Source organism: Paraburkholderia sp. UYCP14C, assembly GCF_004197395.1.
GTDB lineage: Bacteria > Pseudomonadota > Gammaproteobacteria > Burkholderiales > Burkholderiaceae > Paraburkholderia.
This window is the reverse complement of sequence record NZ_SELS01000040.1, coordinates 50278-61868: the sequence shown is the minus strand read 5'-3', so window position 1 is coordinate 61868 and position 11591 is coordinate 50278. Positions and strand designations below refer to the sequence as shown.

The following is an 11591-nucleotide window of genomic DNA, read 5'->3' as shown; positions in this document are numbered from 1 at the left end:
CTCGGTGGAGGGGCAGATGGATGCTCGCCGCCATGCGCTAGCGCAGCAGATACGGAATGTCGACTTTTACCGCGCCCGTCGGGCAGTCCTGCTCACACGGCATGCAGTACCAGCATTCGTCGAACTGCATGTAGGCCTTGCCCTTACTGACGTCGATCGCGAGCAGATCGAGCGGGCACACGTCGACGCAAACGGTGCAGCCCTTCTCGGCAATGCATTTGCTTTCGTCGATCGTGACGGCTGCCGGGCTTCGATGAAGAATGTCGTGCGGGGTATAAGACATCGCGGATGCTCCTGTCAGGCAGCGACATCGGCGAGCGGCTGGGTTGCCGCCTGCGTGATGTCCCTGGCGTCGTGAATGCGGAGATTGCTATAGGAACCGAGTTCCCGGTCGTCGAGCGGGACGATGTACGGCTCGACGGCGCGCTTTTCGCTGACCATGCGGCCCGTTGCGTCCTTGCGCAGATGCGTGTGGCAGAACCATTCGGCGTCGTTGCGCTGCGGATAGTCGACCCGATGGTGATACAGGCCCCAGCGGCTTTCCGTACGAAACAGCGACGCGCGTGCGGCCATCTCGGCGCAATCGCGTATCGCGCGTACTTCGGCGGCGCGCATCAGCTCATGCGGATGCGAGGCCTTGATCGCAGAGATGTCTTCAGCGATCTCGTCGAAGCGTTGCAGGCCGATTTCCATCTTGCGCGTCACCTTGGGCGGCTGCAGATAGTCGTTGACCATGCGGCGCAGCTTGTATTCGACTTGCGCGGGCGCAAGTCCATGTTCGCGCTCGAGCGGTGCGTAGACGCGCACGCGTTCCGCGTCGATCTGCTCCTGATCGAGCGGCGCATGCTCGCGCCCCGCTACATACGCGGCGGCATTCTGTCCGGCGAACCAGCCGTACGTGAAAGCGCCCAGCATGTAGTTGTGGGGCACGGCGGCCATGTCGCCAGCGGCATAGAGTCCGCGCACGGTGGTTTCCGCCCGCTCGTTCACGAACACGCCCGAAGCGCTGTGTCCGCTGCAAAAGCCGATCTCGGAGATATGCATCTCGACCATCTGCTGCCGGTAGTCGGTGCCGCGTCCCGCGTGAAAGCGCCCACGGCTCGGACGCTCGTTCGTATGCAGGATCTGCTCGATGGTCTGGATCGTTTCCTCGGCGAGGTGATCGAGCTTGAGAAACACCGGGCCATTACCGCTTTCGAGTTCCTGATAGAACTCCCACATCATCTGCCCGCTCCAGTAATCGCATTCGATGAAGCGTTCGCCTTTACCGTTCGCCGTGAAGCCGCCGAGCGGGCCCGTCACATACGCGCATGCGGGTCCGTTGTAGTCCTTGATCAGCGGATTGATCTGGAAGCATTCGAGGTTCGCGAGCGCGGCGCCTGCGTGATAGGCCATTGCGTAACCATCGCCCGCGTTGGTCGGATTCTCGTAGGTGCCCATCAGGTATCCGGATGCGGGCAAGCCGAGCCGTCCCGCTGCGCCGCACGACAGAATCACGGCCTTGGCGCGCACCACGTAGAAGTCGGCTGTGCGGCAATCGAAGCCCAGTACGCCGTTGACGTTGCCCAGGGAGTCGGTGAGAAGACGCGTCGCAACGATGCGATTGGTGATCGCGACGCGCGCACGTTTCAACTGCCGGTACAGCACTTTCTTGATGTCGTGACCTTCCGGCATCGGCAATACATATGAGCCCATGTGATGCACTTTCTTTACCGCGTAGTCGCCGGTGCCGTCTTTTTCGAACTTGACGCCCCAACGGTCGAGTTCTTCGATCGTCTTGAAGCTGTGCTTCGCGTACGCATAGACGGCGGACTGATCGACGATGCCGTCGTTGGCGATGGTGATTTCGCGTGTGTATTGCTCGGGTGTCGCGTGGCCCGGGATGACGGCATTGTTCAGCCCATCCATGCCCATCGAAATCGCGCCGCTGCGTTTGACGTTGGCCTTTTCGAGCAGCAGCACCTTGAGTTGTGGGTCGCTTTCTTTAGCCTTGACGGCGGCCATCGGGCCCGCTGTCCCGCCGCCCACCACGACGATGTCGTATTCGAGTACGTGTGTATTCATCATGATTTCCTTTTGGCCGGGCTTTTTGCGGCTTTGCCCTCTTTTACGCGGTCGATCCGGAAGCGGTACTGGAACGCATCACCGCGGAAGTACAGATGCTCGTAATCGATCGGCATACCACTCGCGTCGTGCGTCAGCCGGTCGATGCGTAGCGCCGGACTGCCTTCTTCCACACCTAGCGCGCCGACCATCTCATCGTCGGCGAGAATCGCTTCGATCGCGATGTCGGCGTGTCCGAGCGGCACGCCGCAGTCGTTTTCCAGAATCAGGAAGATGTCGCGCGTGACGAGGTCGGCGTTGGCGAGCCGTTGGCCGAGCGCTTCGGGAAGCCAGGTCAGCTCGAGCGAAACCGGTTCGCGATTGAGCAGACGCACACGATGAATTTCGATGACGGGCGCGCCTTCTTCGATCAGGAGCCGGTCGGCCACTTGCCGATTCGCGCTGACGGTGCGGAAACCGCGCAACTGGTTGACGATTTCATAGCCCATCGACGACATCGCTTCGGCAAACCCTTGCAACGAGCTGATGTTCTGAAACGCCTTCGGCTTCGATACGAACGTGCCTTTGCCATGCAGCTTGAAGAGCAGGCCTTCTTTCTGCAGATCGCCCAGCGCTTGACGCACGGTGATGCGGCTCACCCCGAACATCGCGCAGAGTTCGTGCTCGGAAGACATCTGGCTGAGAGGCGCATAGGTACCGTCGAGGATCCGTGCGCGCAAGTCTTGCTTGATCTGCGCATAGAGCGGCACCGATGTGACTGGGGCAAGATTGCCTGCGGCTTTCGACATGGCTCAACTTGTTATGACAAGATGAGTCGCAGTCTAGTGAGTGCCTGTTCGCAGACCAACCAAGAAATTCTGCTTTGCTTTTTCGACTGCGATGAACCGCACCTTGCTCGTTCTGTTAAGGGTTCTAGCGCGCGGTTCTCCCCTGACAATTGTGACGCCGCACCACAACCAAGGGAAATCCACGAGACGATAACGTCAGACGTCTAATGTAAATTGACGCTCACAGCATGTCAGACGGGCTCGCGGGTCCACTTTCCGGACGGGAAAACCATGCACTTCGAGGCGTTCAGCTCTTCCGAACTGGCGGAATACCTGAGGGGTATTCCAGCCGTCAATGCACGGCTCGGCGACGACAGCGAACTGCAGGTCGTCGAAGTGGGCGATGGCAACCTGAACTACGTCTATTTCGTGAGCAGCGTGCGCGACCCGCGGCGCAGCGTGGTAGTCAAGCAGGCGCCGCCGTTCCTGCGGCTCGTGGGCGAAGCGTGGCCCTTGCCGCGCGAGCGCATGGAGCGCGAAGTGGCGGCGTTGCGCCACTACGTTACGTTGTGCCCACAGCACGTGCCGAGCGTCTATCACGCCGACAGCGAAAAATACCTCATTGTGATGCAGCACCTCGCGTCACATCGTGTGTTGCGCCAGGGGCTGACCGAGGGCATCGTCTATCCGCACCTCGCCGATCACATCTCCACCTTTCTCGCGCGTACGCTCTTTCACGGCTCCGACCTGTATCTTTCGCCCGAGGCGAAGAAGGCGGCGGCAAGCGGCAGCATCAACACGGAGTTGTGCAGGATTACGGAGGATCTTGTTTTCACGTATCCGTTCGAAGACCATGCATCGAATGTGTACAACCCCGCGCTGCCTGCGGCCGCAATCGAGCGGCTGCGCACGAACGAGCCGCTGCGTCGCGCCGTTGCCGAGATGAAATGGGCGTTCATGAACCATGCGGAGACGCTCGTGCACGGCGACCTGCATACGGGCTCGATCATGGCTAACGAGCACGAGACGTACGTGATCGACCCGGAGTTCTCGTTCTACGGGCCGATGGGCTTCGACACCGGCGCGTTCATCGCCAACCTGCTGCTCGCGTATTATTCGCGCGACTGGCACGATCGCATGGCCGGCCGTGAACCGCTCGCGTTTCAGCGCTGGTTGCTCGAGCAGGTCGAAGCGGTGTGGAACGGCTTTGCGCAGAAGTTCGTGCAGCTCTGGCGCATGCACGAGCGCGAGGCTGGCCGTGCCTGGATCGGCGGACCCGCCGACTCGCGCGCGGCCGATGCGTTCCGCGCAGAATTCATGCGGCGGCTCATCGCGGATACGCTAGGCTTCGCGGGCTGCAAGATGATCCGACGCATCGTCGGCATGGCGAAGGTCGCGGAGATCACCACGATCAAGGATGAAGCGGTGCGCGCAAGCGTGGAAGTGCGCTGCCTGCGCCTGGCCGAAGCACTTCTCGTGCAGCGGGGCGAACTGGCTTCGATCGAAGCGGTTACCGCGCTGGCCGCTCAGGTGCTCGCGCAGACGGTGGACGTCTGAGCGCGCCCGCGTAACTGAAACAATCCGCCGCCCGCGCGGCATGGTCTGATTTAGCGGTATCGACGGAGATCCTATGGCTTTGCAGCCACTCATTTCGAATTTACCGCCCACCATCGAGTGGCGCGACGACACGCTTTATCTGCTCGACCAGACGCGTCTGCCGCAGGCGTGCGTCGTCGAGGCGGTCGACAGTGTCGAAGCGGTGTGGCGAGCGATACATGAGTTGCGCGTGCGGGGCGCGCCTGCAATCGGCGTCGCGGCGGCGTACGGTCTGTGCGTGGCGATGCGGCAGGAGCGGCAGGCATCGCGCGATGCGTTCCTCGAGCGGCTCGAACATCACGCCGCCTATCTGGACAGCGCGCGGCCGACGGCCGTGAATTTGCGCTGGGCGCTCGATCGGATGCGCGCGCACGCGCGTGGCGTTGCGGCCCAGACGGGCGCGGAGGTCTACGCCGCGCTCGTTGCCGAGGCGATGCGCATTCATCGCGAGGACATCGAACTGTGCGCGCGGATCGGCGAACAGGGGCGCGCGCTGATTGCAAGCGGCAGCGGGGTACTCACGCATTGCAATGCCGGTGCGCTCGCGACGACGGGTATCGGCACCGCGACCGCGCCGCTATATTGCGCGCATCGCGATGGTGAATCCTTTCGCGTCTACGCGGACGAGACGCGCCCGCTGCTGCAAGGCGCGCGGCTCACCGCGTACGAACTGCAGCAGGCGGGGCTCGACGTCACGCTGATCACCGATAACATGGCGCCCACGCTGATGGCGCAGGGACTGATCGATCTCGTGATCGTCGGGACCGACCGCGTCGCCGCGAACGGCGACGTCGCCAACAAGATCGGCACGCTCGGCGTGGCGATCGCGGCGAAGCACTTCGGCATTCCGTTCTACGTGGCGTGTCCTTCGTCCACGCTGGATCTTCGCACTGCATCCGGTGCGGACATCGTGATCGAAGAGCGCGGCGCCGACGAAGTGGCGCAACTCGCGGGCCGGCGTATCGCCCCCGAGGGCATCCAGGTGCGCAATCCGGCGTTCGACGTGACACCGCATGCGCTCGTCACGGGCATCGTGACGGAGCAGGGCATCGTGCGCGCGCCGTTCGACGTCAATCTGGCGGCGCTCTTCGCGAACGGAGAGGGCGCATGAGCGACACGAACGAGGGAGCCAGCCAGCATCGTGCGGGCGAAGCGGCGGCGCGTGCACGCGACGCGCGGGCCGAAGCCGAATTGCGTCAGCAGATCGTCGATACCGTTCGCGAGATGGAGCGCCTCGGCATCAATCAGGGGACCTCGGGCAACGTCAGTGCGCGCTGGCGTGACGGCCTCCTGATCACGCCGAGCGGTGTGCCGTGTGCGGCGCTCACGCGTGAGCGTATCGTCTGGATGGCGCTCGATGTGCGCGAAGACGATCCGCTCTTCGAAGCGCACGGCCCGTCTTCGGAGTGGCGCTTTCATCGGGACATCCTGCGCGCGCGGCCCGATGTAAGCGCGGTCGTCCATACGCATTCGAATGCGGCGACGGCGCTGGCCATCCACGGTCGCGGCATTGCTGCGCATCACTACATGGTGGCCGCGGCGGGCGGTAATTCGATTCGCTGCGCGCCATATGCGACCTTCGGCAGCCAGGCGCTCTCCGATCATGTGCTCGTTGCGCTGCGCGACCGGCTCGCGTGCCTGCTCGCGCATCACGGTGTGATTGCACTGGGGCGCGATCTTGCACGGGCCCTGTGGCTCGCGAACGAAGTCGAGGTGCTGGCGAAGCAATACCTGCTCGCGTGCCAGCTTGGCGAGCCACCGCTGCTCTCGGACGCGCAGATGGACGAGGTCGTTGAGAAGTTCAAGGGCTACGGTCTGCGCAAATGAAGCATCGGCCTGGATCGACGAGATGCTGAACCTCGCAGTGCGCAGCGGCATGCGCGAACTCTCCGTGCGCTCGCTTCTTCACCGTGCCGCGCTCGGCGACGAGGCGAGTGGCGCTGCGGCACGGCTGATCGCCTGCGAAATCGACCATCCCGCATTGCCGACGCTACGCGTGACCGCTTGCCCCGTCAGCTCACGTGTTCGATAGCGGCCAAGGCTCGCGCCTCCGAACCCTCAAACGCGCGTAGGGGCGATCACGGTACGCGGCCGCAGCGTCGCCATGATCAGGTACATGCCGCCGCCGATCACTACGCCGAAGAACCAGCCATAGGTATTCCACCAGGCCGGCAGCAGGTTGGTGAAGTTGGGCAGGAAGGTCGAAAACACGCTGCCGACCGCCGCCGCGGCCAGCGCGTTGACGTTCCAGCCGCCTTCGTAGCGATACTCGCCGTGCTCCTGGTAGAGCGCCGCGACGTTGATGCTGCCCTTGGCCACCAGATAGTAGTCCACGAGGATAATCCCCAGCAGCGGACCCATCGTGGCGCCGATGGCGTTGACGAAGTGCGCGGCGTTGCCTTCCCACGGCGCAAACGGGTAAAGCACCAGCGCGATGGCTGCAGCGATGAAACCGCCCTTCTTGAAGCTGATCTGCCTGGGGAACGTGTTGGAGATGTCGAACGCCGCCGAGACGAAATTGGCCACCACGTTGATGCCTAGCGTGGCGACTGCGAAGGTCGCCGCCGCGATGAGTGCCAGTATCCAGCTGTCGAACTTGGCTGAGATCTGCTCGGGGTGCAGCAGCACTTCGCCGTACACCTTGAAGGCCGCGATGGTGGTGACGCCGGCGACCAGCGAGAACGCAATCAGGTTGACCGGCAGGCCCCAAAGATTTCCTTTCCTGACTGCGTCGCGGTTCTTCGCGTAGCGCGAGAAGTCGCAAAAGTTCAGGTACAGCGCGGCGAAGTAGGTGATCCAGGTCGCGCCGACGGCCATCAGCGCCCAGAACGAGCCGGGCTCGCCGCTGACGCCGGCGTCCCGGGTCTTCTCGAGCAGCACGTCCCTCGGAATGCCATGCTCGAACGTGAAGCCGCCGGCCTTGACGCACAGGCCGACCGCCAGGATCAGCATCGCAATCCACACCGCCGGACCGGCCAGATCCTGGAATTTGCGCACCGTGTCCATGCCCTTCTGAATGATGAGCAGTTGCAGCGCCCAGACGATGAAGTAGCAGATCACCTCCAACGCCGAGTGGCCGAGAAAGTGCGTGCCCTTGTGGAACTCCATCAGGCCGTTGCTGCGGATCAACAGCGCGACTATCGCGCTCGAAGCCGCTGCCGTCTGCGCGCCATACCAGAAGCAGGCCACCACGGCGCGCACCAGCGCCGCCAGGTTGGCGCCCCACACGCCGAAAGAGGCGCGCGCCAGCACCGGGTATGGCACCCCGGTCTTCTCGCCGGCGTAGCCGATCAGATTCATCAGCGCGAAGATCACCAGTGAGCCGAGCCCGATCGCCAGCACGAAGTTGGTAAAGCTGCCGCACAGCAGGAACAGGCTGGCGGCGAGGTAGTAGCCCCAGAGGCTGTGCACGTCCGAGGTCCAGACGTTGAAAATGCTAAAGGCACCCCAGTTGCGCACCCTGGCGGGTGCGAGATCTTCGTTGTAGAGACCGGGGGAAGGGTTGCGGATTTCCATCTGTCATCTCCTTTGAGTTCCTGGAACTGAGGAAACACCGCCAGACGACCTTGGGCGGCGATGCCCGCGTCTGAAGCAAGCTCGCATGCAAGAACTGTATGTACTTTGCGGCACAGTTTTGAATGGGTTAACCCTGGTCGAGATGCCTGCCAGCGCAAGCCAACCTCCAGATGCTCCTTCATCGGCTGATATTTCATCAAAGCGTGATGGGAAGTCAGGGACTGGTTGAAGGAATAAATCCGACCTGTCAGCCGTTTATAACGTCGTACTCAGTACAAGCGGAGAGACGTGAAGGGGGGATCTGAACAAACCAGACGATACGAGGGACGGTCAGGCACGGGTCCCGAGCGACCCGGCCGGCAGGCAGCAAGGCGGGGCATACATCATGATCGGGCACAGGCTTTGCAAGATTGCCTTGGCACTAATAGCAGTGGCGGCGATGGCTGCCGACGGTCCGGCACTGGCCGGCGGTCGTGGTGGCGGTGGGGGCATGCACGGCGGCTTTCACGGTCAGGATGGCTTCTTCCACCATGACGGTTTTCACGATGGGCACGGGCATGGGCATGGGCACGTGACCTTCGTGGTAGGCGGCGGCTGGCCTGGCTGGTGGGGATATCCATACTACGGCTGGCCATACCCGGATTTCTACCCCGGCTACTACGCGCCCGTGGTGCAATACATCGAGCAAGGCGACGGGTTGGACAGTGCGGATGCGAACGCGTGGTGGTACCGCTGCGACGAGCCCAGCGGCTATTACCCGTACATCAAGGACTGTCCGGGCGGCTGGCAAACGGTGCTGGCCCAGCCGTCGTCGTAACGCGGAGGTACTGATGCCGCGTTCTGTTCCCCTCCTGATGGTTGCCGCGCTCGTCGTGGGCGCCTGTACGGCGATACCATCGGGCCCCGGCGTGATGGTGCTCCCGGGCAGTCACAAAACGTTCGACCAGTTTCTCGGTGATGACCACGACTGCCGCCAGTTTGCGCTCGGCCAGGTCGGCGGGGTGAGCTCGCAGCAAACCTCCAACACGGCGGCGGTGAGCAGTTCGGCGGTCGGACCCAGTCATCCGAACGGCTCAGGATACGGCGCACAGTACCAATACGACGCCGCCTACATTCAGTGCATGTACGCGCGCGGACACCGCGTCCCGGTGTATGGCCAGATGCTTGCGGCGCCGCCCGCGACGCCACCTGCCAACTACAATCCCTACTTCCCGCCGCCGGCACCGCAAGGGCACACCCCCTGAGCGTTCTGGCGAATCTCCAAAGCGATTGACGCAAGGGACCGTTGCAAGATCCTGAGTGGAACCAAGGCCCGCATGTCCGAGCGACGGTGCGTGCGAACGACGCATCATGGCCGCACTCCGACCCGTGGATTGATTCTTTGCACCCGCTCAGTGCGCTTCGAGGTGGACAGTCGGTCGAGCAGCACCGCGTGCGATCCGGCTGTCAGGACGACTGCGCCAGCGGCTGCACCCGTCCCGCGGCGCGGCCACACAGTACACGAGCGCTCGCACCACGGTCATTCGAGGAACACGTACTGCGCGAGATAGGGGCTGCGCCCTTCCTCTCCCTCGTGCACGCAGGCTTGCGCGGGGGCCGCGCCGCCGTGCGTGGCAAGCCGTTGGACGTAGCGCACCGTGTTCAGGAGGCCCGGACCGCCCGCGCTGGTGGCCGAGAGGAGCAGCATCGGGATCGCCGCGGCATCGTCGGGATTGGCGGCGTGCTGCAGCAGCTTGCCAGTGATCCGGCTGCCGTCCGGCGCTTCCCACGACGGTCCTGCACCGTGCCTGACGACGAGCTGGCCGGAGGCGTCGTAGAGTTCGGCTTGCGGCGCCTGGAAGGTCCACGCCAGTTGATTGGCGGCGTCGCGCTTGCAGACGTAGATCTGCACGCCCGATGCCTCGAGCGAGGCCACCACGTGGGTCGCGCCGGCAGGATGCAGCACGTCCGGCGCCGGCGCCTGGGCTTGGGCTTGGGCTTGGGCAGAGGAAAGCACCACGATACTGGCCAGCGCCGTCGCGATCGCGATGGCGCACCGCGTCGCCAGGCCGACGCGGCGGCCGCCTCTGCGGATCGATTGGGTCATGCGCGTCATCCCCCGATGAAGGTGTCAGCTTGCCAGTTGATCATACCGGGAAACCGCGGCGAGACTCGGGCGCCGCCGCGCCGTCACTTCGGTTCGTGCACAACAGGTCCGAGGAGCGCAACCCGTACATGCGCCGCACCGTGAGCTTGGATACGCCGCTCGAGGCCACGCAACGGGCCCGACTCGCGGAGATCTGCGAAAAGACGCCCGTCACGCTCTTCATCAAGCGGGACACGCGCATTGACACCACTATGATAGAGCGGTGAAGTCGTCCGCCTGGGCCTCACGACTGCTCGTATTCCTGGAAAAGTAGTCGGGCACATCGGGGCCCCGAAAGTACACCGAGTGCTCAAGGGCGCAGACATGCGATAACCCGCCACAGTCCGCGGCGATCTGGAGACGAAGATGTTCGAGAGATACGAGCAACTGACAAAACAACTGGGTGTTGAGCATCCGGTGCTGCTGGCGCCGATGGATCTGGTGGCAGGCGGCCGGCTCGCCGCGGCTGTCACGAAGGCAGGCGGCTTCGGTATTATCGGCGGCGGCTACGGCAATGAGGCATGGTTGCGGGAGCAGTTCGCCGCGGCACAGGGTACGCGCGTCGGCGTGGGCTTCATCACATGGAGCCTGTCGCGGCAGCCGCATCTGATCGACGTGTGTCTCGAGTACTCGCCGGCAGCGATCATGTTCTCGTTTGGAGATGCAAGCGGGCATGTCGCCAAGACCAAGGAGGCTGGCGTTCTCGCAATCTGTCAGGTTCAAACCGCCGCGATGGCCCGTGAGGCGGTGGATTACGGCGCCGACATCATCGTTGCGCAGGGCGCTGAAGCGGGAGGCCACGGCATAGCGTGCGGGACGATCTCGCTCGTTCCGACTATCGTCGATGCGGTCGCGGGCAAGGTTCCGGTCGTTGCGGCGGGCGGCATCGCGGACGGCCGGGGCTTTGCCGCCGCTCTCGCGCTCGGTGCATCCGGCATCGAAATGGGGACTCGCTTCTATGCGAGCGAGGAAGCGATCGGCGCTGACGACGCCAAGCGGCGCATCGTCAATTGCAATGGCGGTGAGGAAACGATACGCGGCATCCTCTTCGACATGGCCCGCAACAACGTATGGCCGGCGCCCTATACCGGCCGTGTGCTGCGCAATGCGTTTTCGGATAAATGGTTCGGGCGCGAGCGCGAGCTACTGCAGCAATTGCATGTCGAGCAAGTCCGTTACCAGGAAGCGCGCGCCAACCACGACTATGACACGGCGGCCGTGATCGCGGGCGAAGCTGCCGGCCTGATCCACGACGTGCTGCCGGCCAGGACGATCGTCATGAATGTCGTCAGGGAAATGGAGGAGATACTGGGCTATTGCCCGTACAAGCCGGCTTCTGCGTCCATGCCTTGACGCTTCAATCTTGCCACGCACCTAAAGTTATTGCCCTTGCCCGTCACGCGCAGCCCGTGGCCATCGCGCGCATCGGTCCGGCGACAGGGTTCATTCTCTGCATTCTCGTGCGGTAGAGGTGGGCGATTTTGCTTTCGTTGGTTAGCCGTGTCACACCGAATCGCCGCCAT

Annotated in this window: 12 protein-coding genes and 1 pseudogene; 8 read left to right on the top strand and 5 right to left on the bottom strand. The window is 63.5% G+C overall.

The features are described 5' to 3' along the window. Positions 1-37: 37 nt before the first annotated feature. The 3 genes from EVC45_RS29345 to EVC45_RS29335 are packed head-to-tail and all read right to left on the bottom strand — an operon-like array spanning position 38 to position 2852. Positions 38-283, bottom strand: coding sequence for a ferredoxin family protein (locus EVC45_RS29345; RefSeq protein WP_129961684.1), 246 nt, complete (start codon positions 281-283; stop codon positions 38-40). A gap of 14 nt (positions 284-297) precedes the next feature. After that, positions 298-2064 carry a fumarate reductase/succinate dehydrogenase flavoprotein subunit gene (locus EVC45_RS29340; RefSeq protein WP_129961683.1) on the bottom strand — a complete coding sequence of 589 codons (1767 nt, stop codon included), beginning with the start codon at positions 2062-2064 and terminating at the stop codon, positions 298-300. Next, positions 2064-2852, bottom strand: coding sequence for a GntR family transcriptional regulator (locus EVC45_RS29335; protein ID WP_129961682.1), 789 nt, complete (start codon positions 2850-2852; stop codon positions 2064-2066). The genes EVC45_RS29340 and EVC45_RS29335 overlap by 1 nt, the downstream gene beginning before the upstream one ends. 270 nt (positions 2853-3122) lie before the next feature. Here EVC45_RS29335 and mtnK point away from each other — a divergent pair, with 270 nt between their 5' ends. The 4 genes from mtnK to EVC45_RS29315 all read left to right on the top strand — a co-directional run bounded on the left by mtnK (position 3123) and on the right by EVC45_RS29315 (position 6459). Continuing rightward, positions 3123-4388, top strand: a complete 1266-nt coding sequence (gene mtnK / locus EVC45_RS29330) for an S-methyl-5-thioribose kinase (protein ID WP_129961681.1) — start codon at positions 3123-3125, stop codon at positions 4386-4388. A gap of 73 nt (positions 4389-4461) precedes the next feature. After that, a complete protein-coding gene (gene mtnA / locus EVC45_RS29325) occupies positions 4462-5538 on the top strand; it encodes an S-methyl-5-thioribose-1-phosphate isomerase (protein WP_129961680.1) in 1077 nt (358 codons plus the stop codon). A 113-nt stretch (positions 5539-5651) separates the two neighbouring features. Continuing rightward, positions 5652-6254, top strand: a complete 603-nt coding sequence (locus tag EVC45_RS29320) for a class II aldolase/adducin family protein (protein WP_248295305.1) — start codon at positions 5652-5654, stop codon at positions 6252-6254. A gap of 22 nt (positions 6255-6276) precedes the next feature. Beyond that, the gene (locus EVC45_RS29315) at positions 6277-6459 is read left to right on the top strand and encodes a hypothetical protein (RefSeq protein ID WP_211193494.1); all 183 of its coding nucleotides are present in this window, start codon (positions 6277-6279) and stop codon (positions 6457-6459) included. A 26-nt stretch (positions 6460-6485) separates the two neighbouring features. Here the strand turns inward: EVC45_RS29315 and EVC45_RS29310 are convergent, their stop codons facing one another. Next, on the bottom strand, positions 6486-7943 hold the full coding sequence (locus EVC45_RS29310; RefSeq protein WP_129961678.1) for an NCS1 family nucleobase:cation symporter-1: 1458 nt from the start codon (positions 7941-7943) through the stop codon (positions 6486-6488). A 385-nt stretch (positions 7944-8328) separates the two neighbouring features. On the opposite strand from EVC45_RS29310, the gene EVC45_RS29305 reads away from it, so the two are divergent. Together EVC45_RS29305 and EVC45_RS29300 are read left to right on the top strand one after the other, a co-directional pair. Beyond that, complete coding sequence (locus EVC45_RS29305; RefSeq protein ID WP_129961677.1) at positions 8329-8760, top strand: hypothetical protein; 432 nt, start codon at positions 8329-8331, stop codon at positions 8758-8760. Positions 8761-8770: 10 nt separating this feature from the next. Next, positions 8771-9187 carry a glycine zipper family protein gene (locus tag EVC45_RS29300; protein WP_129961709.1) on the top strand — a complete coding sequence of 139 codons (417 nt, stop codon included), beginning with the start codon at positions 8771-8773 and terminating at the stop codon, positions 9185-9187. A gap of 275 nt (positions 9188-9462) precedes the next feature. On the opposite strand, the gene EVC45_RS29295 is transcribed toward EVC45_RS29300, so the two are convergent. Continuing rightward, on the bottom strand, positions 9463-10029 hold the full coding sequence (locus tag EVC45_RS29295) for a DUF3455 domain-containing protein (RefSeq protein WP_129961676.1): 567 nt from the start codon (positions 10027-10029) through the stop codon (positions 9463-9465). 125 nt (positions 10030-10154) lie between these two features. Between EVC45_RS29295 and EVC45_RS47000 the strand changes: the two are divergent. Further along, positions 10155-10295 (top strand): annotated as a pseudogene (locus EVC45_RS47000) (OsmC family peroxiredoxin); the annotation flags it as partial. A gap of 139 nt (positions 10296-10434) precedes the next feature. After that, the gene (locus EVC45_RS29285) at positions 10435-11421 is read left to right on the top strand and encodes a nitronate monooxygenase family protein (protein WP_129961675.1); all 987 of its coding nucleotides are present in this window, start codon (positions 10435-10437) and stop codon (positions 11419-11421) included. Positions 11422-11591: the final 170 nt, after the last annotated feature.